22 protein-coding genes are annotated in these 25482 nt (G+C 70.6%); 5 read left to right on the forward strand and 17 right to left on the reverse strand.

Annotated features, from left to right (window positions below; all coding sequences use genetic code 11):
• From MXD58_RS03010 to MXD58_RS03020, 3 genes are all read right to left on the reverse strand, one after another.
• A partial coding sequence (locus MXD58_RS03010; protein WP_250609027.1) for a hypothetical protein occupies nt 1–182 on the reverse strand: 182 nt, incomplete at its 3' end.
• 10 nt (nt 183–192) lie between these two features.
• On the reverse strand, nt 193–1254 hold the full coding sequence (locus MXD58_RS03015; protein WP_248836352.1) for an ABC transporter substrate-binding protein: 1062 nt from the start codon (nt 1252–1254) through the stop codon (nt 193–195).
• Nucleotides 1255–1358: 104 nt separating this feature from the next.
• The gene (locus MXD58_RS03020; RefSeq protein ID WP_250609028.1) at nt 1359–2438 is read right to left on the reverse strand and encodes a 2-oxoglutarate and iron-dependent oxygenase domain-containing protein; all 1080 of its coding nucleotides are present in this window, start codon (nt 2436–2438) and stop codon (nt 1359–1361) included.
• Between the two features lie 163 nt (nt 2439–2601).
• On the opposite strand from MXD58_RS03020, the gene MXD58_RS03025 reads away from it, so the two are divergent.
• The gene (locus MXD58_RS03025) at nt 2602–3711 is read left to right on the forward strand and encodes a GntG family PLP-dependent aldolase (protein WP_248836350.1); all 1110 of its coding nucleotides are present in this window, start codon (nt 2602–2604) and stop codon (nt 3709–3711) included.
• Nucleotides 3712–3825: 114 nt separating this feature from the next.
• On the opposite strand, the gene MXD58_RS03030 is transcribed toward MXD58_RS03025, so the two are convergent.
• Complete coding sequence (locus tag MXD58_RS03030; protein WP_308301884.1) at nt 3826–4680, reverse strand: VOC family protein; 855 nt, start codon at nt 4678–4680, stop codon at nt 3826–3828.
• A gap of 149 nt (nt 4681–4829) precedes the next feature.
• Between MXD58_RS03030 and MXD58_RS03035 the strand changes: the two genes are divergently transcribed.
• The gene (locus MXD58_RS03035; protein ID WP_248836349.1) at nt 4830–6710 is read left to right on the forward strand and encodes an AMP-binding protein; all 1881 of its coding nucleotides are present in this window, start codon (nt 4830–4832) and stop codon (nt 6708–6710) included.
• A 38-nt stretch (nt 6711–6748) separates the two neighbouring features.
• Here the strand turns inward: MXD58_RS03035 and gad are convergent, their stop codons facing one another.
• From gad to MXD58_RS03055, 4 genes are all read right to left on the reverse strand, one after another.
• Complete coding sequence (gene gad, locus MXD58_RS03040) at nt 6749–8152, reverse strand: glutamate decarboxylase (protein ID WP_248836348.1); 1404 nt, start codon at nt 8150–8152, stop codon at nt 6749–6751.
• Between the two features lie 123 nt (nt 8153–8275).
• Complete coding sequence (locus MXD58_RS03045) at nt 8276–9004, reverse strand: aspartate/glutamate racemase family protein (protein ID WP_248836347.1); 729 nt, start codon at nt 9002–9004, stop codon at nt 8276–8278.
• A gap of 178 nt (nt 9005–9182) precedes the next feature.
• Nucleotides 9183–10784 (reverse strand): NCS1 family nucleobase:cation symporter-1, encoded by a 1602-nt coding sequence (locus MXD58_RS03050; protein WP_248836346.1) that lies wholly within the window; start codon nt 10782–10784, stop codon nt 9183–9185.
• 220 nt (nt 10785–11004) lie between these two features.
• Nucleotides 11005–11694 carry a GntR family transcriptional regulator gene (locus tag MXD58_RS03055; RefSeq protein WP_248836345.1) on the reverse strand — a complete coding sequence of 230 codons (690 nt, stop codon included), beginning with the start codon at nt 11692–11694 and terminating at the stop codon, nt 11005–11007.
• Between the two features lie 297 nt (nt 11695–11991).
• Between MXD58_RS03055 and MXD58_RS03060 the strand changes: the two genes are divergently transcribed.
• Entirely contained in the window at nt 11992–13737 is a 1746-nt protein-coding gene (locus MXD58_RS03060; protein WP_248836344.1) for a serine/threonine-protein kinase, read from the forward strand.
• A 225-nt stretch (nt 13738–13962) separates the two neighbouring features.
• On the forward strand, nt 13963–14520 hold the full coding sequence (locus MXD58_RS03065; RefSeq protein WP_248836343.1) for a GNAT family N-acetyltransferase: 558 nt from the start codon (nt 13963–13965) through the stop codon (nt 14518–14520).
• Here the strand turns inward: MXD58_RS03065 and MXD58_RS03070 are convergent.
• From MXD58_RS03070 to MXD58_RS03100, 7 genes are all read right to left on the reverse strand, one after another.
• Nucleotides 14486–15472, reverse strand: a complete 987-nt coding sequence (locus MXD58_RS03070; protein ID WP_248836342.1) for a hypothetical protein — start codon at nt 15470–15472, stop codon at nt 14486–14488. The two genes, MXD58_RS03065 and MXD58_RS03070, sit on opposite strands and share 35 nt — an antisense overlap.
• 52 nt (nt 15473–15524) lie before the next feature.
• The gene (locus MXD58_RS03075; RefSeq protein WP_248836341.1) at nt 15525–16526 is read right to left on the reverse strand and encodes an SCO2521 family protein; all 1002 of its coding nucleotides are present in this window, start codon (nt 16524–16526) and stop codon (nt 15525–15527) included.
• Between the two features lie 77 nt (nt 16527–16603).
• The gene (locus MXD58_RS03080; protein WP_248836340.1) at nt 16604–17593 is read right to left on the reverse strand and encodes an SCO2522 family protein; all 990 of its coding nucleotides are present in this window, start codon (nt 17591–17593) and stop codon (nt 16604–16606) included.
• Nucleotides 17590–18510: an SCO2523 family variant P-loop protein gene (locus tag MXD58_RS03085; protein WP_248836339.1), complete on the reverse strand. Its 921-nt coding sequence runs from the start codon at nt 18508–18510 to the stop codon at nt 17590–17592. Before MXD58_RS03085 ends, MXD58_RS03080 begins: the two co-directional genes overlap by 4 nt.
• Nucleotides 18507–20357, reverse strand: coding sequence for an SCO2524 family protein (locus tag MXD58_RS03090; protein WP_248836338.1), 1851 nt, complete (start codon nt 20355–20357; stop codon nt 18507–18509). The genes MXD58_RS03085 and MXD58_RS03090 overlap by 4 nt, the downstream gene beginning before the upstream one ends.
• Before the next feature lie 33 nt (nt 20358–20390).
• On the reverse strand, nt 20391–21227 hold the full coding sequence (locus MXD58_RS03095; RefSeq protein WP_248836337.1) for an SCO2525 family SAM-dependent methyltransferase: 837 nt from the start codon (nt 21225–21227) through the stop codon (nt 20391–20393).
• Nucleotides 21228–21548: 321 nt separating this feature from the next.
• Nucleotides 21549–22109 (reverse strand): GNAT family N-acetyltransferase, encoded by a 561-nt coding sequence (locus MXD58_RS03100; protein ID WP_248836336.1) that lies wholly within the window; start codon nt 22107–22109, stop codon nt 21549–21551.
• 343 nt (nt 22110–22452) lie between these two features.
• On the opposite strand from MXD58_RS03100, the gene MXD58_RS03105 reads away from it, so the two are divergent.
• Nucleotides 22453–24120, forward strand: a complete 1668-nt coding sequence (locus MXD58_RS03105; protein WP_248836335.1) for a mechanosensitive ion channel family protein — start codon at nt 22453–22455, stop codon at nt 24118–24120.
• A gap of 449 nt (nt 24121–24569) precedes the next feature.
• Here the strand turns inward: MXD58_RS03105 and MXD58_RS03110 are convergent, their stop codons facing one another.
• Nucleotides 24570–24878 carry a GlsB/YeaQ/YmgE family stress response membrane protein gene (locus MXD58_RS03110; RefSeq protein WP_248836334.1) on the reverse strand — a complete coding sequence of 103 codons (309 nt, stop codon included), beginning with the start codon at nt 24876–24878 and terminating at the stop codon, nt 24570–24572.
• 126 nt (nt 24879–25004) lie between these two features.
• On the reverse strand, nt 25005–25482 hold a 478-nt coding region (locus MXD58_RS03115), incomplete at its 5' end, for a hypothetical protein (RefSeq protein ID WP_250609030.1).

A 25482-nucleotide genomic window follows, 5' to 3' on the forward strand; every position in this document is an offset into this window, starting at 1 on the left:
GGTCGCAACCGGGTGATGACGCCATCGTCGACCGCCAGCTCCCACCGGCCCGACCCGCGGCCGTCGCCGACGCCCGCGAGCACGGCGTCGTCAGCGCGGCCGGCCAGAATCCACCGGCCGTGGCGAGCCCAGGGTGTGCCGCCCGCGGCGGGGACGCCGGCAGCGGCGGTCGACGTGGTCATCCGGAAACCCCTACGCGCCCGCGCCGGTGAGGATGTCGTCGGTCATCACCGCGGAGTAGTCGACCGGCTTGGTGATCAGACCCGCCGTCTTGTACAGCTCGTACACGGCCTCGAAGGACGACTTCTCGATCCACATCAGGCCGTGGTCCCTGGCGGCGCCGCCGTTAATGAGGGGAACCGCGGCCTTCGCCGAGACCTTCTCGTCGGCGAGCACCGCACCGCTCTCGTTGTGGTATTTGTCATACGTGTACTGAGCGATTTCTTCCGGATGTGCGACGAAGTACTCCCAACCCTTGCGATCGGCGCGCAGCCACTTGGTCATAAGTTCCTTCTTGCCGCTCAGCGTGGACGCCTTGGCGAACAAGGCATTGCCGTAGTCCGGATTACCCAGATCCGAGAAGTAGATGATCTTCACATCGTTCCCGGCCTGCTGCAGTGACAGGCCCTGCTGCGTGCCATAACCGATGTACGCGTCGACCTGCTTGGAGGTCAGAATGCTTGGATCGGTGCCGACCGGGACCATCTTCACCGACTTCGGATCGACGCCCGCGCGGGTCAGCATCGCCGTCAACAGCGGACGTTCCGTGCTCGGTAGACCGACGGTTTTGCCTTCCAGCGCCTTGAGTGTCGTCACCGGGTCACTGCCCAGCGACATCAGCGCGTTCGGTGTCATCTGGTAGATCGTGGCGAACGCCTTGACTGGGATGCCCTTGCTGACGGCGAGCATGATGTCGGAGCCGTTGGCATCGCCGATGTCCGCCTGCCCGCTGGACACCACCGAGACGGGGTCGATGTTGGGCCCACCGGAGACGAACTTCGCGTTGATGCCCTCGGCGGTGAAGTAGCCGTTCTTCAACGCGGCGAAATGCCCGCCGAACTGGGCAAGCTTCTTCCAGCCGAGCTGGCAGGTGACGGTGGTCAGCGCGCCGGAGGTGGCCGACGCCGACGACGTGTCGCCGGAACTGTCGCTGCCACACGCGGCGATCACCGGCGCGGCGGCCAGCAGTGCGCCACCGCCGAACATTCCCCGCAGCAGTGTTCGCCTGCTGGCGATGGAGTCGAGCGCAGACATGATGGTCCTCTCTCGGAGGGAAAGAACGGGCTGACGGGCCCGGCGGAGAAACGCGGCCGGCCCTGTGACGGCGGGCGCGACCACGGCGAGAACGAGCCGTGCGCTCAGGACACGGCGTGCTGCTTGAGCTTGCGGGCCCGCACCCAGGCCCCGACGTCGAGCGACGCCGCCCCGCCGGTGTCGGACAGGTCGGTGTCGAACTGGTCGGTGTCGGGGCCGACGCGGAACGGGGCGAGGATCCGCGCGTCGTGCGGACGGAAGAAGAACGGGATGGACAACCGGTCGCCGGTCAGCGCCGGCACGACCGGACGCACCTCGTGCGGGACGGCCCACCACGCGCCGCCGGTCAGATAGGTGAGCAGTTCGCCGACGTTGACGACGAACTCGCCGGCCGCCGGCACCACGTCGTGCCAGTCGCCGGCCCGGTCCCGCATCACCAGGCCGCCGGGTCCGGGCGGGTCCTGCAGCAGGATCGTGAACAGCGTGAGGTCGGAGTGCACGGCGTTGCGCATCCGCGGCGGTGCGCCGGCGGCCTGCGCCGGATAGAAATTCGCGGCGAGGTCCGCCCAGTTGCCCTCGGTCATCGAGGCCCAGCTGGCGTACGGGACGCCCGCCGCGGCGGACAGCGCCTCGCCGAGGCCGGCCGCCGCGCGCTGCATCGCCGCGTAGTACCGATGCCAGGCGAGCACGAAGTGCGGCAGCACCGCCTGCCACAGCGTGCGGTCCGCGGCCGCGGACCGCGCCCAATCCGCGAGGACAGCCCCATCCGCGAGGACAGCCCCATCCGCGAGCACGTCGGAATCCGCCGCCCCGTCCCCCGATCCGGCCGGGCCGGCGGCGCCCGCGGCGCCCGCGGCGCCCAGGGTGGAGCTGACCCTGGGGCCGATGTGGAACATCTCCTTGTGGTCGGCGTAGCCGTACTCGTTGAGGTTGTCGTCCGCGCCGCGCCAGCCGACGAACTGGTCCTCGGAGTACCGCAGCCCGCGCTTGACCTCGATCGGCAGTGCGAACAGCTCCCGGGTGCGAGCGAGCATCCCGGACAGCAGCCCGGTGGGCAGGCCAAGCTCGACGAGCCGGAAGACGCCCAGCTCGCGGCACACCTGGTCGAGCTGCTGGATCGGCTCCGAGCGGCCGTCGCGCGCGGCCTCGACGAGATCCGGCAGTGTGAACAGGGGGACGTCCACCGAGCACCTCCCAACTTTGGATCCGAACTTGGATCCGAACGCTAGGAGCTTCGCGTTTCACTCAGATGACGCGCCATCGGTCGACGCGTTACGCCTACAAGATCTCGTCGGCGACGCTTGTCACACCCAAACCCGCAGGTCGAGGCGGCTAGCATCGCAAAACATGGCCATCAACGCATCGAGTGACGACTCCCCTACGGGCGATGCGCCCGCCGCCGGCGCCCCGGTCGACCTGCGCAGTGACACGGTTACCCGGCCGACGCCGGGGATGCGGCGGGCGATGGCCGAGGCGGAGGTCGGCGACGACCACTACGGCGAGGACCCGTCGGTCCGGGCGCTGGAGGAGTACGCCGCCGACCTGCTCGGCCACGAGGCGGCCGTGTTCGTCCCGAGCGGGACGATGGGCAACTTCGTCGCGCTGCGGGCCAGCGCCCCCGTCGGCACCGAGATCATCGCTGACACCGAGGCGCACATCGTCACCTACGAGATGGGCGGCCTCGCGGCCCTCGGCGGGGTGCAGACCCGCACCGTGGCGGGCCTCGGCGACCGCGCGGACCGCACCGAGATCCGCGCGGCGATCCGGGCGCACGACATCGGCGGCGCCGGCAACTACAACATGGTGCGCACCGCGGTGCTGGCCGTGGAGAACACCCACGCGCGCTCCGGCGGGCTGGTCGTCCCGCCGGCCCGGCTGGCGGCCCTGCGGGACATCGCCACCACCGCCGGGATCGCGCTGCACTGCGACGGGGCGCGGCTGTGGAACGCGGCGATCGCGGGCGGCGTCGAGCCACGCCAGCTCGCCGAGCCGTTCACGACGCTGTCAGTGTGCCTGTCCAAGGGGCTGGGCGCGCCGGTCGGCTCACTGGTGATCTGTGACGAGGGCCGGACGGACGCCGTGCGGGAGTGGCGGCGCCGCCTCGGTGGCGGGATGCGCCAGGCCGGGGTGCTCGCCGCCGCCGGCCTGCACGCGCTGCGCCATCACCTCCAGCGCCTCGCGGAGGACCACCGGCGGGCGGCGGAACTCGCCGCCCTGCTCGCCGACGCCGCTCCCGACCGCGTCGATCCCACGCGGGTCGAGACCAACATGGTGCTCGTCGACGTCGCCGACACCGGCCGGTTCGCCCGGCAGGCGGCCGACGCCGGCGTGCTCGTCGGCGCGATCAGCCCGACCACGCTGCGCCTGGTGACCCACCTCGACGTCGACGACGCCGGCATCCGCCGGGCCGGCTCCGTCCTCGCGGCCCTGCTGCGGGCCGAGGTGTCCACCGGCTGATCCCGCGCGTCCTTCCCCGCAACGGTCCGTCGACGGGCGACGGGCGACGGCCGCGCGGGGCGAAACGGGGCCGGCGCTCGACCCCGGTGGTGACCATGCGCGACGGTTGCCGGATCAGCTCGCGGCCGGCGGGGTGGGCGCCGAGACGTTCGGGCCGATCAGCTTGAAGATGGCGCCGGTCGGGTCCGCCGCGATGCCGAGCCGGCCGTACGGGGTGTCCTCGCCGGGCTGCAGGACCTTGCCGCCCAGTGCGGTGGCCTGCGCCAGCGTGGCGTCGGTGTCCGCCGTGGCGAAGTACACCGACCAGTGCGCGGGCACGCCGTCGGGCAGGAAGGCCGTCGCGTCCATGATCCCGCCGTACGCCGCCTCGTTCTCGCCGTAGGTCGCGTAGCGGAACTCCGGGGTGTCGCTGACAATGTGGACATCCCAGCCGAACACGTCGCGGTAGAACGCGACAGCGCCGGGGTGGTCGCGGGTGAACAGCTCGAACCAGCCGGGCGCGCCCGGCTCGGCGATGAGGCCGAACCCGGGGTGGGTGCCGGGCTGCCACATGCCGATCGCCGCGCCCGTCGGGTCGGTGACGACGGCCATCACGCCGAGGTCGGCCACGGCCATCGGCGGCACGATGACGCCACCGCCGTGCTCCGTCGCGGCGGCCACGGTCTTCTCCGCATCCGGCGTGGACAGATAGATCGACCAACCGTCGGGGGCCTCCATGCCCGGCTGCTTGGGCATCAGGCCGCCGACCTGGACGCCGGCCTTGGTGAAGCTGGCGTAGCCGCCGAACTCGGCGGAGCCCTCCGGTGCCTCCCAGCCGAACAGCTCGCCGTAGAAGGCCCGGGCCCGGTCGGCGTCGGAGGTGAGCAGGTCGACCCAGATCGGGGCGCCGGCCGGGGAGTGCTCGCGGATGACCATGGTGTCTCCTTCGGATGCGCCGAACGCCCGTTCGGCGGCTGTCGATGCCGTCACCACCTTGGACCCCACCACCGACAAAATTTCATCGGTCCTCGCGCACCCGTTCTCGATGCCACGGGGGATCACGCTTCGCGCCCGCGGCGAGCGGCGGTTCCCAGCCGGAATCGACCCGTCCGCCGACGGGTCGCGGGAGGATGACGGGCATGGGCGCATACCAACGGGAACGCGACCGGGCCGCCGCCGACCCCGACGGGTTCTGGGCCGACGCGGCCCGTTCCGTGACCTGGACGAGGCCGCCGTGCCGGACCCTCGACGCCACCGACCCGCGCTTCGCCCGCTGGTTCCCCGACGGGGAGCTCAACACCTGCGCGAACGCCCTGGACCGGCACGTCGCCGCCGGCCGCGGCGACGACACGGCGCTGATCTACGACTCGCCGGTCACCGGCACGATCCGCCGCTTCACCTTCGCCGAGCTCACCGACGAGGTGGCGCGCGCCGCCGGGGCGCTGGCCGCGCTCGGCGTGGGCCGCGGCGACCGGGTCATCATCTACCTGCCGATGATCCCGGCCGCGGTGGTGAGCATGCTGGCCTGCGCCCGCCTCGGCGCGGTCCATTCCGTGGTCTTCGGCGGGTTCGCCGCCGCCGAGCTCGCCGCCCGCCTCGACGACGCCCGGGCGAAGGTCGTCATCAGCGCCTCCTGCGGGATCGAACCGACCCGGATCGTCCCGTACAAGCCGATGCTGGACGAGGCGATCGCGCTCGCCGACCACGCCCCCGCGGCAACCCTGATCGTCCAGCGGGACCAGCGTCGCTGTTCGCTGGTCCCGGGCCGCGACCACGACTGGGACGAGGCGCTCGCCGCCGCCGTCCCGCACCCGCCGGTCCCGGTCGCGGCGACCGACCCTCTCTACATCCTCTACACGTCGGGCACGACCGGACGGCCCAAGGGCATCGTGCGGGACAACGGCGGCCACGCGGTCGCGATGACCTGGTCGATGACCAACATCTACGGCATCCGGCCCGGCGACGTGATGTGGGCGGCCTCCGACGTCGGCTGGGCCGTCGGCCACTCCTACACCGTCTACGCCCCGCTGCTCACGGGCGCCACGACCGTGCTCTACGAGGGAAAACCGGTCGGGACGCCGGACGCCGGCGCGTTCTGGCGGGTGGTCGCCCAGCACCGGGTGAACGTGCTGTTCACCGCGCCGACCGCGATCCGCGCCATCCGCCGCGAGGACCCCGACGGCGTCCTGGCCCGCGAGCACGACCGCTCCTCGCTGCGCGCCCTGTTCCTGGCCGGCGAACGGCTCGACCCGCCGACCTACGACTGGGCGGCGTCGACCCTGGGCATCCCGGTGATCGACAACTACTGGCAGACCGAGACGGGAGCGCCGATCGTCGCGAACCCGCTCGGCCTGGAACTGCTGCCGATCCGCGCGGGCTCCGCGACCGTGCCGATGCCCGGCTACGACATCCAGGTACTCGACCCCGCCGGCCAGCCCGTGCCGGCCGGCACGGAGGGCGCGGTCTGCCTGCGCCTGCCGCTGCCACCCGGCACGCTGCCCACCCTGTGGGAGGACGACGACCGGTATGTCGCGTCCTACCTGTCGGCGTTCGACGGCTACTACCTGACCGGCGACGGCGGCTACCTCGACGACGACGGCTACCTGTTCGTCCTCGGCCGCACCGACGATGTGATCAACGTGGCCGGGCACCGCCTGTCGACCGGCTCGATGGAGGCCGTGCTCGCCGAACATCCCGCCGTCGCGGAATGCGCCGTCGTCGGTGTCGCCGACCCGCTCAAGGGCCAGGTGCCGCGCGGACTCGTCGTCCTCAAGGCCGGCGCGGAGATCATCCCCGCCGTGCTCGCGGCGGAGCTGATCGCGCGGGTCCGCGAACGGATCGGCCCGGTGGCGGTGTTCCGGCGGGTCGACGTGGTACCGGCGCTACCGAAGACCCGCTCCGGCAAGATCCTGCGCCGCACGATGCGCGAGATCGCCGACGGCCGCTCCCCCACCATCCCGCCGACCATCGAGGACCCCGCCGTCCTCGACGCGCTGCGCCCGATCCTGCGGCCGTCCTGACCTGGGCGTGACCCGCCCAGGTCCGTGCCGGCACTGGTTCAGTGATGGAAGGCGGCCGCCGTGTCGGTCGGGGCCGGCGGGAGCCGCCGGCCGACGGTGGACAGCCGGTCAACGACCCGCTGCAGGTCGGCGACGAGTAGTTCGGCGAGGTCCCGGCTGAACTCATGCCGAACGACGACCCGTAGGACGGCGAGGTCGGTCAGCGCCGGCGGGAACCGGTAGGCCGGCACCAGCCAACCGCGCATCCGCAGCAGTTCGGAGACGTCGAAGACGGTGTAGTCGGTGATCTCCTCGCGCAGCCTGAAGGCGAAGGCGGGGATGCCACTGCCGTCCGAGACCAGCTCGAACGGGCCCATCCCGGCGACCTGCCCGGCGATCCAGCGGGCGTTGTCCCGGCAGCCCTGCGCCACCCGCCGGTAACCGGCGAAGCCGAGCTGGAGCAGCGTGTAGTACTGGGCGACGACCTGCGCGCCGGGACGGGAGAAGTTCAGCGCGAACGTCGGCATCGTCCCGCCGAGGTAGTCGACCTCGAAGACGAGTTCGTCGGGCAGGTGCGCGCGATCCCGCCACAGCACCCAGCCCACGCCCGGGTAGACCAGCCCGTACTTGTGCCCCGACGTGTTGATCGACACGACCCGGTCGAGCTGGAAGTCCCAGCGCAGGTCGGGATCGCAGAACGGGGCGATGAACCCGCCGGAGGCCGCGTCCACGTGCACCGGGATGTCCGGCCCGCCGCCCGCGGCCAGCCGGTCGAGCGCCGCGGCGATCTCGGCGACGGGCTCGTAGCTGCCGTCGAACGTCGACCCGAGGATGGCCACGACCCCGATCGTGTTCTCGTCGCAGCGGGCCACCGCCTCGTCTGCGGTCAGGTGGGTACGCCCCGGCGCCACCGGCACCAGCCGCGGCTCGACGTCCCAGTAGCGGGCGAACTTCTCCCAGCAGACCTGGACGTTGGCGCCCATCACGATGTTGGGCCGGTCAGCCGGCGCACCAGCGGCGCGCCGGCGGGCCCGCCAGCGGCGCGCCATGGCGAGCCCGGCGAGCATGCACGCCTCGGACGAACCGGTCGTCGAGCAGCCGATCGCATGCTCCGCGTCGGGCGCGTGCCACAGGTCGGCGAGGATGTTGACGCAGCGCTCCTCCAGCTCCGCGGTCTGCGGGTACTCGTCCTTGTCGATCATGTTCTTGGACATGCACTCGGCCATCAGCCGGTCGGCCGCGGGGTCCATCCAGGTGGTGACGAACGTGGCCAGGTTCAGCCGCGCGTTGCCGTCGAGCATCAGCTCGTCATGCACCACCTGGTACGCCGTCTCCGGCGCCATCGACTCCGCCGGCAGCCGAAACCGCGGCACGCTGCTGTCACCCCCCGGCCGCACCAGCCGCGGCCGCACCTCGACCGTCTGCCCCGCCCGATCGCCGTCCGCCTGCCCGTGCAGCGCCATCCGTGCCTGCCTCTCCGTCCGGTGGCCGGCGGCGGGGTCTCAGGCCGCCGGTCCGCCTTCCCAGTGTCCGGCCAGTGGGCGCCGCGGGCGCGCTGAGCGACGGATCGGTCGCGGGAGCGCCGCTCAGGCGCCGAAGTCGCGCAGCAGGCCGGTGTAGCCCTTCGGGGGCGGCGGTGCGTACTCGCCACGGTTGGTCGTACGCAGGCCGAGACGGGCAAGAGCGGCGACCATCCCGGTCGCAACCGAGACTCCGTCGATCACAGGTAGGCCGAGCTCGGCGGTCAGGTCGGCGCACAGGTCCCCCATGCCCGCGCAGCCGAGCACGATCACGTCGGCGCCGTCGTCGTCGCGGGCAGCCAGGCACTCGGCGAGGACGCGGGCCGGCGCCGACAGGTCGCTCTCCAGGTCGAGGACCGGGATCTCGCAGGCACGCACGCCACGGCAGGTGGACCGCACTCCGTACCGATCGATCAGCTCCCAGGTCCGGCCGACGCTGCGGTCCAGGGTGGTGACGACGCTGAACGCGCGGCCGAGGCTGCTGGCGGCCCGCATCGCCGCCTCGGCGATGCCGAGCACCGGGCCGGTCGCACGTTCCCGCGCGGCGTCGAGGCCCGGATCACCGAAACAGGCGATCACGAAGCCGGCAGCGCCGTCGTTCTCTCCCGCGGCGATCTCGGCCAGCACGCCCGGCACGCTGAGGGCCTCGTCGTAGTGGCTTTCGATCGAGGCCGGGCCCATCGCCGGGGTGACGGCCTCGACGAGGACATCCGGGCCGGCCGCGAGGCTCGCCGACTCGCCGATCAGCTTGGTCATGGCCTCGGTGGTGTTCGGATTGATGACCCGGATGAGCATGAGGTGGACCGTCCAGAAGGGGGATGTTGACGGCGGAAATCGACATGGCCCGTTCGGACCCCGCGGGAGCGCGCTACCCGAACGGGCCACGCCCGCTGGCCGGGACAACAACTGGGACCGGCCGGCTGGGACCGGCCGACTGGGACCGGCCGACTGGGACCGGCCGACTGGGACCGCCTCAGGAAGCGGTGGGCTGGCCGCTGCCCTGGCTCTGCGGGGCGCGCGGGGCCGGCACGGGTGACCGCAGGGACGTGGCGGTGATCGGTGAGCGACGGGCGAGGACGTAGTACACGGCCAGGCCCAGGCCCATGCCTATGAACCAGCTGTACTGGCCGGCGGTGTCGATCCAGGAGATGGCGGACTCCGGCAGCACGACGGTCATCATCGCGACGACGGCGCCGATGACGGTGGCGATGACCGCCGGCGGGTTGACGCCCTTGCTGTACCAGTAGGTGCCCTGCGGGGACATCGTGAACAGGTCGTCGACCACGATCACCCGGCGGCGGATGAAGTAGAAGTCGGCGATCAGCACACCGAACAGCGGGCCGATGAAGGCACCGAGAGTTTCCAGGGTGTAGCGGATGACGTCCGGGTTGTTGTAGAGATTCCACGGAGTGATCAGTACTGAGCCGACTGCGGCGATCATGCCGCCGGCACGCCAGCTGATGCGCTGCGGGCTGACATTGGAGAAGTCGAAGGCCGGCGAGATGAAGTTCGCGACGATGTTGATGCCGATGGTGGCGGTGGTGAAGGTCAGGGCGCCGAGGACGATGGCGAAGGTGCTGTCGATGCGGGCAACGGTCTGCACCGGGTCGGTGATGAGCTCACCGAAGACCGGGATCGTCAGTGACGCGGTGAGCACCACCAGCAGCGAGAACACCAGGAAGTTCAACGGCAGCCCGAGGATGTTGCCCTTGCGGACGGCGCCGAAGGACTTTCCGTACCGGGCGAAGTCGCCGAAGTTCAGCATCGGCCCGGAGAAGTAGGAGACGACGAGCGCGATCGCGCCGAGCATGATGGAGATCGTGGAGCCGCCGTGCTTCTCGCCGCCGAGGTTCAGGCTCATCGCGCCCCACCCGGCCTTGTAGATCAGGTAGCCGGTGAGCGCGAACATGACGACGTACACTGCCGGGCCGCAGAAGTCGATGAAGCGGCGGATCGTCTCCATGCCGGTCCAGAACACGGCGGCCTGCAGCACCCACAGCGCGGCGAAGCTGCACCAGCCGAGCAGCGGCAGCCCCAGGAAGCCGTACTGGTGGACGTCCGCGTACGGGGTGAGCCCGTGGAAGAGCTTCAACAGGACGACGTCGAGCGCGGCCGAGGCGAGATACGTCTGGATTCCATACCAGGCGACAGCGATGAGCCCCCGGATGATCGCTGGCACGTTCGCCCCGAGAACGCCGAACGGAGCACGGCACACGACCGGGTACGGCACCGCGCCCTGCTGACTCGGCCGAGCAACGAGATTACAGAAGAAATACACGATCGTAATGCCGACGAGAAGGGCGACGAGAACCTGCCAGCTGGTCAGCCCCAGGGCGAACAGACTGCCGGCGGTGACGTAACCGCCGACGCTGTGCACGTCCGACATCCAGAACGCGAAGATGTTGTAGGAAGTCCAGGTCTGCTCGCGCAGCGGGGCCAGGTCCTCGTTGGCCAGTCGGGGGTCGTAGCTCGCCTTGAGCAGCCCCGTCCCGACGGGTTGACCGGCGGCCTCGGTGAGGTCGCCGTGGCCCGCCGCCGCGCCCGATGGTGGCGCGGAAACATCGGTCTCGTTCATTCTTTCTCCCTCGTGTGGCCGCGCGCTGCAGGTGAGGTGAGCGGGCGCCAGTCAATGCGCGACGGGTCGTCTGCATTGCGGTCGACTTCGTCACCAGACCGCCCGGCACGGGCGATGCGATTCCACCGCCCGGCTGCTGTTGAGGAAGATTAGGATGCCGATGTTTCTGCCGAATGACGGCACAGATATATCCGGGCCGCTCGGGTGGGGGCAGGCCGGATCAGCGTTCCGGCAGGTCCAGTGCGTAGTTCTGTAGGCGGCTGTGGTGCAGACGCGAGATCTCCAGCAGGGCGGCGGTGTCCCGCTCCCGGAAGGCGACCAGCATCCGTTCGTGGTCCTCGTTCAGGATGTCGACGGACTCGCGGGAGACATGGTCCATCGGCCTGGCCGGCTCGGTCATGTTCCAGGCTTCCTCGAACATGTGCGCGAGCCGTGGCATCCCGCCGGCGTTCACGAGCGCGAGGTGGAAACGGCGGCTCTCCCGGTGGTGCCCGCGGGAGTCACCGGCCTGGATCGCCGCCGACGTGGCGAGATGCGCCGCGGAAACCAGCTCGTCGTCCGCGACCGTGGCCCGCCGCACCGCCGCGGCCAGCGCCGCCGCTTCCAGGGCTTCCCGCACCAGGTAGAACTCGCGCAGCTCACCGGGGGTGAGCGTGGCGACGATGTAGCCCGCGCGGGCCCGGTGCTCGACCAGGCCCTCGCCGACCAGACTCATCAGCGCCTCCCGGACCGGGATCCGGCTGACCTGGTAATGCGCGGCGACCTCGTCGACCGGGATGGGCAGCCCGGGCCCCGCGGCGCCGTCGAGGATGACCCGCTTGAGTTCGCCGAGGATGGCCTCGCGGGCCGATCCGCGCCAGCTCGTGGACAGGGTCGCGACCCAGGCGGCCGGTGGCCGGGGCACTCGCATCGCAACCTCCCGTCGACCTGGGCCGTAGCCGCCGGACGCCACGTTGCCGGGACTTTAGCCCCGGCCTGTTACGACCGGTCCACCTTCACGTCTCGTCGCGGTCGCAGTTCGGTCCGGCGGAGGATTCCACCGGTGGCCCACAGGCGCGGAGCAAAGGGCTGGTGGAACGGGCGGTCCGCAACAACTGGCCCTGCACTAGTGGCCCGACCGGGCTACGGTGAAGCACCGGTTCAGGCCGGTTAGGCGTGGTTCGCGCGCCAGGCAGAACCGTCCTCGCGGGGAGGGAGTCGCCCGTCCGTGCCGATCTCACCGTTGCGTCCCTCCGATCCGACGGAGATCGGCGGCTACCAGCTCGCTGCCCGGATCGGCGCGGGCGGCATGGGTGTCGTGTACCTGTCGACGGACCCGGCCGGTCGACCACTCGCGATCAAGGTGATTTCTCCCCGGGTGGCCGGCGAGCCCGACTTCCGGCGCCGGTTCCGCCGCGAGGTGACGGCCGCGCGAGCGGTCGGCGGTGCCTGCGCGGTCCGGGTGGTGGCCGCCGACTCGGAGGCTCCCCGGCCCTGGCTCGCCACCGAGTACGTCGCCGGTGCCAGCCTCGCCGAGGTCGTCGAGGCCGAGGGCCCGCTGCCAGCGGCCATGCTCGACGCCCTCGCGCTGGGGCTCGCGGAGGCGCTGCAGGCGATGCACCGGGTCGGCGTGATCCACCGTGATCTCAAGCCGTCCAACGTCGTCCTGGCGGCGAACGGTCCGAAGGTGATCGACTTCGGCGTGTCCCGGCTGTCGGAGTCGACGCCGCTGACCAGGCCCGGATCGGTGCTGGGCAGCCCCGGTTACATGGCGCCGGAGCAGGTCGCCACCGACCGGATCGGACCGGCCACCGATGTGTACTCGTGGGCCTTGACCGTCGCGTTCGCCTCGACCGGCCGCCCCCCGTACGGAGCGGGCCGCCCGGAGGTCCTGATCTACCGCGTGATCGGCGAGCAGCCTGATCTCGCGGGCGTTCCCGAGCGGCTGCTTCCCGTCCTTCGCGCCGCACTTCAGCATGACCCGGCGGCCCGGCCGAGCGCAGCGGTCCTGCTGCGGCTGTTGTTACCGAACGCCGTGGACCCGGCCGAGGCCACCGCACGGCTGCTCGACGACCACTGGCAGGTGCCCTCCCGTTCGGTCCAGGCGGCCGCCGTCGCGCCGACACCGGCTCCCCCATCCGGACCAGGCCAGCGGCAGTTCCCCTCCGGGCCGGGCCGGCAGCAGTCTCCCTCGGGGCCAGCTCAGCAGCGCCCCCCGTTCGGCCCAGCCGCTTTCCCCCATGCGATCGCCCCGAAGCCGCCCGGTCCGCCTGGCTGGGCGCCGGGGTCAGGCCCGCCTCGCGGCTCTGTCGCGCCGCCGCCGCCAGCGCAGCCGCTGCCAGCAGCACAGCCACGGCAGGGGCAGGAGTGGGCACACCTGCGCGCACGGCTCTCCGGCCCATGGGTGCCGGCCTCGGTCGCCGTCGCGGGACTGCTCACCGTGACAATCGCTGCCACGCTTCTCACCCACGGTGGCGGCCACGGCGGCCCCGCGGCCACCAGCACCGCGACGGCCCTGCCCCTGGTGACCGCCTCCGGCCCGCTGGCCCCGGCACCGACCGCACGAACACCGGGCGCACTCACACCACCGGCCGTGCCCTCGCAGCCGGCGTCCCCGACCTCCGACCCCGCCCCGCCCATCGCGCTCGTCGGCCACTGGCGCGGCGGCTACACCTGCGGGCAGCGCCCGGTCGGGCTACTGCTGGCCATCGTCGAGACACCTGACCACGCGCTGTGGGGCACGTTCGAGTTCTACCCGGTGCCGGCAAATCCGACGGTGGCGCGCGGCTCGTACCTCGTGCGAATCATCTACTCCGACGGGGTGATGAACACCAGCGCCGTGCGATGGATCAACCAGCCAACCGGTTACAGCATGGTCAACCTCACCGCCCGGCCGCGGGCCGAGCGACCTGACGATCTGAGCGGCCGGGTGACCCTGGCCGACTGCGGCACCTTCAACGTCCATCGTCAGTAGGACCGCGAACCACATCACGCGCACACATGCGGCCGGATGATCGAGATCGGACATATGGTCACGGACGGGAACGTGAACGGGAACCGGGTGACGGCGTACCGCCAGGTCGACGGCACACGACGCGGCCACCAGCAGGCCGAAGGGTAGGCGCCTGCGCGCTGCCACGTCAGTCGGCGGCGCCAAATCGTTACTCGGGCGAAGCGGTCAACGGGCAGGATCGGACAGGTGCGCACACGGCAGGCGTCTCGGGAGGACTGGGACGCGATCTGGCCCGTCTGGCACGCCGTCGTGGCCGAAGGCGAAACGTGCGCCTGGCGACCGGAGACCGACGAGGACACGGCCCGCAGGGTCTGGATGCTGCCACCGCCCGCCGAGGTCCTGGTCGCGGAGGAGGAGGGCCCGAACGGGACCGCGGTGGTCGCCACCGCGCTGCTGGTACCCAGCCTGCCGGGTCTCGGCGACCACGTCGTCCAGGCGACGCTGCTGGTGGACCCGAAGTGGGTCGACCACGGCGGCCCGCCCTATCTGACCCGAGGTAGCACCGGCCTGCGGGAGAGCCCGAGCCGGTTGGCCGCCGAGCAGATGATCGAGTACGCCGCCGACCGCGGCTACCGGGCGATGCAGCTCAACGCGGTCATCTCGGTCAACCCGAAGCTGGTGGCGATGTGGCGCTCGCTCGCGTTCCGCCTGGTCGGCACCCTGCCCGCCGCGTTCCGCCATCCGTGGCACGGCGACGTCGACCTCTACGTCATGTACCGCTTCCTGCCCACCCTGGAGCTCTGAGCGGGGCTCGGGCGACCGCGGTGGACGGGTCGAAGGGATCCGCCGTGCCCCACAGCTCGTCGAAGTGCACGCGATGCGCCCGCACGACGTCCGACCGAAGCACCAGCCGGGTGTTGACGATGGTCGGCGGCCTGTCCGCGCCGGCGTGGGCGCCCGGGGTCACCTCGTAACCGACGACGTCGTCAAAGATGATGAAGTCGAGTAGCGCACGGCTGATGCCCAGCGGAATCGCGTCCGTGTGCAAAGTGCGCACCTCTATGCCGTAGCTCGCGTGCAGGGCGCACAACTCGAACACGCTCTCCACGGCCCGCGGGTTGCCCCGTTCCAGGACGATGATGCGCCGGACGCTGACATCGCGCCGGTCGATGGCCTCCCGCTGGCATTCGAGGTAGCGGTGGCCCAGGTCGCTCTCCCAGAACCCCTCGGCGAAGCCGTGCACCCCGCCGTCCACCGAGGGCAGGCTGATCGCGTCGACGGAATGCTCGGCCTCCCTGGTCAGGCCGAGCAGCCAGTCGCGGTCCTCGCCGAAGTAGGTGGCGTGGCCGCTCTGCAGCTCATGGAGGAACTCGGACATCCGCCCGATCTCCGCGTGCGCGAGTTCGAACCGCAGCCGGGGGGCGTCACTGATCGCCACCGCGTTCCGCAGGAACTGGACGACGACGTCGGTCCGCATCGCCGACGCCTCGACGAGGCTGAACAGTTCGGCGATCTCACTGATCTCGGCGAAGCGCCGCTGGACGAGCGCCTCGATCTCGATGTGATGGGTGTTGATCGAGGACTCCATCGTCGCGATGCGACGCTCGAAGTCGATGAGGAACTGGACCATGAGGACGACGGCTCCGACGAAGGCGGAGAAGAGCAGTCCCCACTCCTTCTGCTGGCCCGTCGCGTTCGCGACCAGCCAGGTGAGACCGCCGATGCTGACGCTGACCAACGATTTCCGCAGGACCATGGGAGTCGTGCCGGACGATACGCGGTGCTGGTTGTTCACGGTTCCCCCGAACCTAGCCTGCGCCCCTACCCAGATCGGCGAGGAGTGACAGGGCGAGCTGGTCTCGGATCCAGCCGACCAGATTTTCCCACTGCCGGGAGATACCTGACCGCTGTTCCACACCGGCCCACACCGGAAGTAGCGCGTCGGCGACCCGCGCGCCAGGCATCCACAGGTGCAACAGATGATCTATTACTGGCCTGAGCTGATGCGGCAATCGACCTCCTCCGGATGGCCGGACGCGGCTTCCCTCGACAACCCGCTGAACCGTCGTCAGCAACCAGTCGTGCAGGGCAAGATCTTCGCATAGTCCGACGACGCTCACAAGGTCCGCCACCGACCCGGACATACGCAGTACACGTACCATTTCTTCTTCGACAACAAAGCTCACTCGACAGACGTGCGCCGCCCCGGATGCGCCGTGATCGCAGGGAAGCAAGGCGAACCGGAAACGGGTCCGCGGCGCCCGAAAAGGAAGTCGCTGGTCGAGCAGCGGGCTCTCCTGCACCTGGTCCAGTAGTCGGCCGCACACCGCTCCCAGGTCGAGATCCGGCCCCGGCACACCATCCGGCACCGCGGCCAGGAAGCCGTCGGCGAGATCGTCCGCGCGCAGCCGGCCGGCCACCTCCACCCGGCCGGGCCGGGCGAGGTGATGCGCCCACGGCTGACGTCGGTCGACCGCCCCCGAGCGGCCCAGGACCACCCCGGTATGCACGGTGGCCTGGACCATCCGGCCGCCGGTCAGCGACGCCCGGCTCAGGATCGTCCCGATCCCGTCCCGCCGCGCGCCGCTGCGGCTCGGCATCGGACAGTGCACGCCCAGCGTCAGGTCCGGGGACACCACCCACGCGGCCGGCCGGGTCGCCACCCGCACGCCCACTCCGGGCCGCAGCGACAGCAGTGCCGCGGCCTCGGTGTCCGCCAGCGCCCGCGAATGCGCCGACAGCCCGGTCCGCACCTCGCCCAGCAGAATGCGGCAGCGTTCGTCGTCGGCCAGGTCGGCCAAACCGGCCAAGGATGAATCACCCCCCGCCGAACGCGTCAGAAGAACGGGCGGAGGGTTCCCGTGCGGAATCGTCCGCACGGCGGAGATTAACCACCGAGAAGCACATGGCAGGCCCGGTCCGGCAGTTCGGCGGGCAGGGTGATCTTTTCTCGGGCGGACCGGTTCCGCACCTGCTCGGCGACAGCCGGGTCGACAGCGATCTGGCCCAGGATCATCCGGACCGCGTGCTCCACCGGCAGGAGACGTGAATCGAACACGGAGAGCGTGCGGTAGGCGGCGAACGGCGCGGCCCGGCCGGGCAGACGACCGATTACTGGAAACTCCTCCCAGGTCGCCGGGAGGTTCTCCGGATCGATATCCGTCGCGACCACCGCGGGTTCACCGTGAACACGTAGCTGACCAAGCCGGAGAAGCTGCCAGACCGCGGCGAGAAACGGGCATGACCACCGTCTCCCGGTGCCCAGGTCCCGCCAGATCTCCACGTCCAGGAAAATGGAGTGTCGATACGCCCGGTTCTCCACGGGTGGTTGCCAGGGCAGCGGTGTCCGCATGGCCTGCACCGGTCCGGCCGCTGGCGAGCGCACACCGTTGCACAACCAGCCGTTCTCGTGCGCGGCCGGTCGGCTGCCGTTGGCACCGGCCGGCGGATCGGCGACGAGCATGCCTTCCACCAGGTCCGCGAGGCTGACGGGCACGCCGGCCGTCGCCAACGCGGCCAGCGGCGCGGCGCAGCCGGACTCGCGGGCGACGTAGTCGACGCGCAGTCCCGCCGAGGCCGCGGCCGCCACCAGGCGCGGTACCACGGCCCGCGGCCCGAGGGAGGCCACCTCGTAGTCGTCGACGAGGACACAGGTGCTCGCCCGCAGCCGCTCGCCAGGCACACCCGCCAGCGCGGCCAACTGCTCCGGGCCCGTCCAGGCGGCGATCCGGCGGAAGTAGGCGGCCAGATCCATCGCCTCGTCGGCGAGGTCGTCCAGGTAGAGATGACCGAGCTCGACGGACAGGTGGGACAGCGGCACCTCGGCCGTCCGCCCGGTGGCGCTCGTCTCTTCGAAGACGACGTCCACGTCGCTCACAGCCCTTCCCACGGGTCGTCGTCCATGACGTCCTTGGCCAGCTCGTCGAGCGCGGCGCCGGTCTGCGGGTTCGCGATCCGCAGCGTCCACACGTCGCTTTCGAGAATGAGCTGCTCACGCCACTGCAGGACGGGATCCAACGGGATGGAACCGAGGAGCACGCTGCGGCCGATCCGCCGCCGGGCGGCGAGTCGCTGCAGGTCCGCGTCGGTCTCCTGCAGCCACGCCGCCTGGGTGGGCACCAGCCCGGCGAACTGCTCCGAGTCCAGGTCGGGCACGGCGGTGCGCACGAACCGGATCGAGTCGCGCAGGTGGTCCCGGTCGTGCCCCTTCGCCGCCCCGGTGTCCACGATGCCGTGGTCACCGTAGGCCAGGCCCGCCGCCGCGATGATGTGCTGCCGGGTCCAGCGGTGGAAGACCAGCCAGCGGGCGAGGACGGGACGCAGCGCCGGGCGCACCGTGGCCTCGAGCACGAGTTGCAGCGCGTAGGAGCGGCCGGCGCTGAGGTCGACGATGACGAGGTCAAACTCCTCCGCGAGGCGCCGCAACAGCCGGACGCACCGATCCGTCATGTCCTCGTCGACCGGGAACTCCCCGCCGCCCTCGTCACCGGGGAACAGGACCAGCCGCCCGGCGCCCGGCGGGCGGGGACGCAGGCCGGCCCGGTCCATGTGTCGCCAAAGATCGAGCTCGACCGGCGCGGCCGCCTCACCCGCGAGGAAACTGTGCATCCCCTGGCCGCCGAGGATGCCGCGGGCGGCCGACTCCACGTGGAAGATCGCTCCCGCCGTCGGCGAGCCGAAGTCGAAGTCGACGTAGCAGACGTTGCTGCCCTGCAGTGCGCAGCGCAGCGCGATGTTGCAGCCGGTCACCGATCGACCGGTGCCGCCCTTGTCCGACGTGGCGATGAGGATCATTCGCGCAAGCCTCGGCTCGACCGGCGGGCCTGCACGAAGTCGTCGAGCTCCCGCAGCACCTCCGTGAGGACGGCGACCGCGGTTCCCGGCTTGTTGTCAGCGATGGCGCGGGCCCGGTCGAGGCGGCGGCCGAGATGGGCGAGACGGGTTCGTAGCTGGCCCGCGTCGGCGCTGCCGCGCAGCAGCTCCTGGCTGTAGATGTGATCGGCCTCGAGTGCCAGGTCCTGCGCCAGGACCATCAGTCGGTCGTTGCGCAACGGCGGCTGCTCGACCATCCTTGCGAGCACGACCAGGCATTCCATCACCCGCTCGGTGAGATACCAGGACGGGGCCTGATCGCCCGGTTTGAGGTGCGGGAACGCGCCGCTGGCGTCGTCCCAGAGGCCGGCGGCGGGACCGTCGGTGAGGCGTCGCTGGTGCAGGTGGTCCCAGATGTCATCGGACAGCCGCAGCAGGCGGTCCCGCAGGCTGGCGCCGCCGGCGAGGGAGGCGATCAGGACCGTCCTTTTGAACAGGGCGGTGGCGAAGTCGGCCACCGGCCAGACGACCTCGGGGCCCGTCCGGCCGCCGAGCTGGTCCTCGGCGCCGTAGAGGTTCAGGCGGATGCCGGGCGCGTGCAGCTCCACCGCGGGATCGTCGGCCAGCGCCCGCCTGGTGACCCGGCCCCGCACCGCCAGTTCCTCCAGCACCCGCCCGACCCGGGCGAGATCGAGATCCCCGGCCCGGTTCTGCAGCAGTGCCTCAACGGTCACCGAGATCACCAACAGGCTGTAGTAGTCCGATTCGCGCCCGTCGGTCGTCCGCCATGGGATGTCCTCCAACGGCCAGCGCCGCTCTCCACCGAAGCCCGCCAGGGTGGACCAGTACTGCTGGGTCAGATCCCATCTGATCTGCAGTGCCCGCATGAAGCCCTGCTGTTCCTCGTTCAGCAGGCCGAGAATGCGGGTGCGCGCCGAGAACAGGTCGGCGATGCCGTCGAGGGCGACGACGGTGAAGTAGAGCAGCGGGCGACGGATGGCGATGCCGACCGGCTGTTCCAGCGGCTGCAGGGTCACCACCTCCGGAGCGTCCCGCACGATTCCCCAGGACCAGCCGCATTCGAACAGGTGCTCGTCGTTCTCCAGCTCCTCGGCGCCTCCGGAGCCGAGCGTCACCTCCGCGAGCCCCGCCCGGACCCGCGCGAGGGCCTCGTGCAGTTCGCCGACAAGCGTCTCCGTCGGTAGACCGCGCTGGTTGACCGTCTCGCACAGCACCTGGCCGGCCGGCGAGCTCGGGGCGAAGGAATGCACCGTAAAACTGCGTAGCAGGCCGACCATCGCCGCGGTGAGCCGGCGGCTGGCGAGCTCCGTCAGTTCGGCCATCTCCGCACGCAGCGTCGGGCGTTTGACGCCCCGTTCGAAGACCTTCAGGAAGCCCAGCGTGGCCAGCGAGAGAGTGACGGACATCGACAGCGAATCCACCACGTCGAGGTTTCGCTGCTCCGAAGTCAACAGCTCGCCCGGCGCCCGAGGTTCCAGATAGCTGCCGGCCGAGAAGACCGGGGTGCCGGTGTCCGAGGTGTAGCGATCCATGTAGTCCCGCAGGGCGGTGACCAGGCGGCGCGGAATTTCCATCGCGTCGCCGAGGGTGCTCAGTGACTCCCGGATGTCGCGCGCGGTCTCGTCGGGCCGGTCGAGCTTGAACGCTTCGATCTGCGATGCCGGATACATCAGGCAGAGCAACTGCTCCGCCTCGCTGGTTGAGTTCGCCTCGGCTCGGCCGCCGGGCGTCCAGGCACCGTCACGATAGGAATAGTCAACCGTTGCCTGCCACAGGTCCAGGAGGGACTGCCGAGGCTGGATGCGCATTTTCACCCCCGTGTGTCGGACGCTTCGACCAGCTCAGCCGGCACGTACCCGGCCGCAAACCGTGATCATTCCGGTGTAGCCAGGCCGCAGGACCTCACGGCCGACGCCGATTCGACTGATCCGCAGGTCCGTCGCCTCCGGCGCCAGAATGGAGCGGATGTGATTCTCCTCGACCGCGAAGGCCGGAAAGCGATGGTGCCCGACGTCATAGCCCGACGAGTTCTCCATGAATGCCGCCGCGAACGGGGCTCCGTCGGTCAGCGCTCGTACGAACTGGCGCACCGCGGCCTCGAACTCGTCCTGGCGCGGTGAGATCGACTCCGCGACGAAGAACATCGTGCCCACCTGCCATCTGCGCGGAGGAAGCCCGAACACGTCACCGGCCTGCACCGTCACCCGCTCGGCGAGCGCGGTCCGCGGGTCCGCGACCGCCTGGTAGCGGGGCTGCTCGCACAGCAGTTCCCAGAACTGGTTCCAGTTGGGCGCGAAGTTCGTGACCTCCTGCTTCAACCAGGCCACGTTGCTGAGCGCACGCTCGACCAGCGTTATCTCCGAACACAGCGGGAGCATCGCGAGCGCCGGATACAGGTTGGGCCCGGAGCCGAGATCAAGACCGGCCGCCTGCCCGTCGGGCCGGAAGTTCACCAGGAAATCACGCACTGTTTCGAGGATCTGCCGATCGTCCCAGCGGAGATCGTTGTAGTTCTTGCGCAGGTAGTACGTCGTATCGAACTCATCCCAGGGGAACTGATTGTTCCTCGTCGAGGTCGAGGTCCGGCAGCCACGAGCCTGACCACTCCCACCGAGGTCTGCCTGCGCGCCGTCAGACGAACGCGAACTACCAGCCTGGACCGCCTGGGGCTCCGCCATGATGTACACCTCTTGGATTGACGTTATCAGATGTCGTGGACGACAGACAGATCCCCGGTCGCGAGTGGGAGAAGACGGCCAGCATCCCCGCACCCACGCCCGATTGCTTGCTCCTCGTCAGCTCGGCCCTCAAACGCTCCCACCCCGAGCCGGGCAGGGGAGCGTTCGACACGCCGAGGCATCTAAAGGATGCACTATTGCGCAACGTCAACCGAATCCCGTCAGGGGAGGGCGCCAGGGGAGATATCGGTCCTGGCCAGAGCAGACGGTGGCCGGGATAGCGCCCGCGTCGACACGAGTAGGGAGTAGTGGGAAGAATTGTTACTCTGGCGTCAGCCGGATACCACTGTTGGCGCCCTTCCCGGGTGAACCGGGTGGGTTCCGTTGAGCGTCCACCACGCCGGCCGGCGACCTCGGCACGGAATCGGACCCGAGAGCCAACTCCAGCAGGAGGCGGGGCTCCGCCGGCCCGAGATAATCTGCGATCTCGGCCAGCCGGACGAAACCCAGCTGCCGGTACAACCGCACCGCCGCCCGATTCGTGCCCTCCACCGTCAGCCGGACCCGCGCCAGCCCCTGTCCGCGCAGGCGCTCGAGCGATGCCTCGGCCAGTCGCCGGCCATACCCGCGGCCGCGGCAGCCCGGGTCCACCCCGAGCCCCAGAAACCAGGCGAGTCCCGGCGTGGACGAACGGACCGCGACGGAATACCCGCACAGCTGGCGCCGCCGTTCCAGCACCAGCAGTTCACCGCGATGGACGTCGTAGATCTGCCGCAGGACGAAGTAGGGATACGCCAGACGGCCGAAGATCTGGCCATCCAACGCCGATAACGACGCCAGTTCCTCCTCTCGCACCGGCCTGATGGTGGGAACGGAACCCATGCCAGCCTCCCGTCGGCTTGTCGCAGCTCTCACCGGTCACAGGCAGAAACCAGCCGGTGAAACCGCCCTCGCGTACTCCACGACCGACCGCCCGCTCCACATAATTCTCAACCGAATCGCGTACAGATGCCTACGAAGAGCAGCTACCGGGCACGCACTGGCGCTGACCTGATACGCGATGACCGCTCCCGACCAGCGGGGAGCTGGCACCAATGAGAAACTATGAGCTGGATCACTCCATCGTCCGGCCCGATCACGGGCAGGGAACCGGGGACGGAGACCCTGAAGGACGAGGAGCCTGCCTGTGCGCCCAAGCGCCGCGCCCGATCTGTCGTTTTCCGACATGCAGTCGACGATTGCCGTGCTGACCGTGCTGGCCGGGGCGGTGATCGTCGCGTTGGCCGCGGCCGTCCTGACGGACCGGGTCGCCCGGCGGATCGGCCAGCATTCGCGCATCGTCGCCGACCTCGCCCACCGGGGCCGGCGGCCGGTCCGACTCACCCTGGTCCTCATCGCCCTGCAGATCTCCCTGGGCGCCACCCACGAACAGGACTGGACGGCGCCCGCGGAGCACGTCTGCGGCATCCTGCTCGTCGCCGGGATCGCCTGGTGCGTGGCGGTGCTGGCGTTCGTCCTCGAGGAACTGGCGCTCGCGCGCTACCGCGTGGACGTCGTCGACAACCGGCACGCCCGCCGGATCCGGACCCAGGTCAGCCTGCTGCGCCGGATCACCGTCGCGGTCATCGCGGTCATCGCGGCCGCGACGATGCTCATGACGATCCCGAGCGTGCGGGTCGCCGGCGCGAGCATCTTCGCCAGCGCCGGCGTCGTCGGCATCGTCGCCGGACTGGCCGCGCAGACCTCGCTGGCCAACATCTTCGCCGGCCTGCAGATCGCCTTCACCGACGCGATGCGGGTCGACGACGTGGTCGTCGTCGAGGAGGAATGGGGCCGGATCGAGGAGATCACGCTGACCTACGTGGTCGTCCACATCTGGGACGACCGGCGGATGATCCTGCCGTCGACCTACTTCACCACGACGCCGTTCCAGAACTGGACCCGCAAGGAGTCGGCCGTGCTCGGCGCGGTGGAACTGGACCTCGACTGGGAGGTGCCGATCGAGGAGATGCGCGCCGAGATGCACCGGGTCCTGGAGGCCACCGACCTGTGGGACCGACGCGTCTGCGTGCTGCAGGTGACCGACGCCGTGGCAGACCACATTCGGATCCGGGTGCTGGTCAGCGGCAAGGACGGACCGACCACCTTCGACCTGCGCTGCCACATGCGCGAGGCACTCGTGCTGTGGCTGCAGCGCCACCATCCCACGGCGCTGCCCCGGACCCGGGTCGAGTTCGACGCCGCCGCCCATCTGTTCAGCGCCGCCCCGGCCGGCGTCGACGACGAGCAGCGGCACGCGGGCGCCGGATCGGGCCGCCGCCCGGCAGGCCGCCACGTCAGCACCGAGAACGGTCACGACGGCAGCCATGGGGACAACGGCGGCCATGACCCCCGCATCGGCACGGACCCCCGCGTCGGCACGGACCCCCGCGTCGGCACGCTGATCCGCGAGCGCGACGGCGCTCCCGACGACCGGCTGCGCAAGCGGACCGAGGCGCTGCCCGACTGGCAACCGATCACCTCGGTCGCGCTGACCTCCCGCAGGGGTTCAGGCCGCCCCGAGGCCACCCCGGCCCAGCGCGCCCCGGACGCCTTTGGGGCCAGGGCTAGGACCGACGCCGATGCCGGCGAGGACGCCCGGCTGTTCTCCGGCGGCGGCGCCGACGCCGCCCAGCGGGCACGCGACTTCAGCGAGACGCCCGCGGACCCCGACGGCCACCCCGATGACGGCCACCCCGATGACGGCCACCCCGATGACGGCCACCCCGATGACGACACGGTCCGTGCTCGGAACGACCGGGGTGCGAGCGCCGAAGGACCCGGTGAGCCGCACGGAAACCCGGCGCAGAACTCCAGCACCAACGATGGGCGCGACTCCGACGAAGCGCCCTGAGCTCCGCTGACCCCGTCAGCTCTGCTCGGCTCCGGGCCGCTCGCTGGTCGCTCTGTACGGGTCCGTGGCTGGCTGGCCCGCACAGAGCACCATCCGGGTTGTACGCACCATCCGGGTTGTACGCACCATCCGGGTTGTACGCACCATCCGGGTCGCACACAGCAACCGTCGGTCCGTCCGGACCACGCCCGGTTCACCGCGCGCGGTGGACCGGCCGGTGGCGGGCATCGACCGCCTCCGGAGTACACGCGAGGAATCGCCGATCCGGCTATTGGCGATCGCGATCGGCGGTGGGCGTCGGGTGGAATTCACCGGAAAATGCCGACGGCCGCGGGACCGGGACGGGAACCTGCTGGTTCCCGCCGGCCGATCCCGCGGCCGTTGATGTGCTCTCGGCAGTCCCGGAGATCACCTAGGGGTGTCGCCGTGACCGACGTGCGGTCCGGTGACTACCGCCGGGCGTAGCGGCGGCTACGGGTGTGCGAGCGACCGGAGCTGCGGCCACCGACGTTCCGCCAGACCAGGAGCACCAGAATGGCACCGATGATGGAGCCGATGATGCCGGACGGCTGCAGGGCGCCCTCACCCAGGTCCTTGCCGAACAGGACGTAGCCCAGGAAGCCACCGACGAAAGAACCGATGATGCCGACGACAATGGTGCCGAGAATGCCGATCGGATCGGGGCCGGGCAGCACCACACGAGCGACGGCGCCGGCGATCAGACCGAGCACAATCATGACGACAATGAACGTGACCATTTTTTATTCTCCCTGCCGAGGTGGTTGACTTCTTTCTCCCCGAGGGTGCAGGCGATAAACACGCCTATGCACGTTCTTTCGGAAGTGGCCTACCAAGCCGGGCGTAGCGGGAGGGGTTGGCCAGGTTCAGCCGGCGTTACGACGGCGCCGGCGGCGGCGTCGGACCAGCAGCAGCAGGACGATGCCGGCCGCCGCGCCACCGGTGGCCTTCGGGTTGCGCCGGGCCTGCTGGCGGGCGGAGCGCACGGCCTTGCCGCTGGTGGCGAACGTCTTCTCGGCGGTGGCGGCGGCCTGCGGATGCTCGCCGAGCCGGGTGAGCGCGGCGGTCAGGGCCTTGTCCCGCGTCTCCACCGTCTTCACCGCGGCGGCGATCACCCGCGGGTTCTCCGCGGCCTTGTCCCGCACGGTGCCGGCCACTCTCCCCGCCGCGGTGCGGGTGCGCTCGGTCGCGGTGATGACGTGCGGCGCGACGGTCTGCGCGGCGCCGCTGACCCGGTGTCGCACCTCGGCGGCACCGGCGGTGACCCTCTCCTTGGTACCCGGCGTGCCGTCGGCGGCGGCCGCACCGGCACCGGCAAGACCCTCGCGTTCCTCCTGCCCGTGG

The sequence above is a fragment of the Frankia sp. AgKG'84/4 genome (genome assembly GCF_023242965.2).
Lineage (GTDB): Bacteria > Actinomycetota > Actinomycetes > Frankiales > Frankiaceae > Frankia.

Excerpts from the sequence above, each read along its gene's own strand:
- MXD58_RS03015 (WP_248836352.1), bottom strand. The coding sequence starts at position 1,254 with ATGTCTGCGCTCGACTCCATCGCCAGCAGGCGAACACTGCTGCGGGGA.
- MXD58_RS03025 (WP_248836350.1), top strand. The coding sequence starts at position 2,602 with ATGGCCATCAACGCATCGAGTGACGACTCCCCTACGGGCGATGCGCCC.
- MXD58_RS03035 (WP_248836349.1), top strand. The coding sequence starts at position 4,830 with ATGGGCGCATACCAACGGGAACGCGACCGGGCCGCCGCCGACCCCGAC.
- gad (WP_248836348.1), bottom strand. The coding sequence starts at position 8,152 with ATGGCGCTGCACGGGCAGGCGGACGGCGATCGGGCGGGGCAGACGGTC.
- MXD58_RS03045 (WP_248836347.1), bottom strand. The coding sequence starts at position 9,004 with ATGCTCATCCGGGTCATCAATCCGAACACCACCGAGGCCATGACCAAG.
- MXD58_RS03050 (WP_248836346.1), bottom strand. The coding sequence starts at position 10,784 with ATGAACGAGACCGATGTTTCCGCGCCACCATCGGGCGCGGCGGCGGGC.
- MXD58_RS03055 (WP_248836345.1), bottom strand. The coding sequence starts at position 11,694 with ATGCGAGTGCCCCGGCCACCGGCCGCCTGGGTCGCGACCCTGTCCACG.
- MXD58_RS03070 (WP_248836342.1), bottom strand. The coding sequence starts at position 15,472 with ATGGTCCTGCGGAAATCGTTGGTCAGCGTCAGCATCGGCGGTCTCACC.
- MXD58_RS03085 (WP_248836339.1), bottom strand. The coding sequence starts at position 18,510 with ATGATCCTCATCGCCACGTCGGACAAGGGCGGCACCGGTCGATCGGTG.
- MXD58_RS03090 (WP_248836338.1), bottom strand. The coding sequence starts at position 20,357 with ATGCGCATCCAGCCTCGGCAGTCCCTCCTGGACCTGTGGCAGGCAACG.
- MXD58_RS03095 (WP_248836337.1), bottom strand. The coding sequence starts at position 21,227 with ATGGCGGAGCCCCAGGCGGTCCAGGCTGGTAGTTCGCGTTCGTCTGAC.
- MXD58_RS03100 (WP_248836336.1), bottom strand. The coding sequence starts at position 22,109 with ATGGGTTCCGTTCCCACCATCAGGCCGGTGCGAGAGGAGGAACTGGCG.
- MXD58_RS03105 (WP_248836335.1), top strand. The coding sequence starts at position 22,453 with ATGCAGTCGACGATTGCCGTGCTGACCGTGCTGGCCGGGGCGGTGATC.
- MXD58_RS03110 (WP_248836334.1), bottom strand. The coding sequence starts at position 24,878 with ATGGTCACGTTCATTGTCGTCATGATTGTGCTCGGTCTGATCGCCGGC.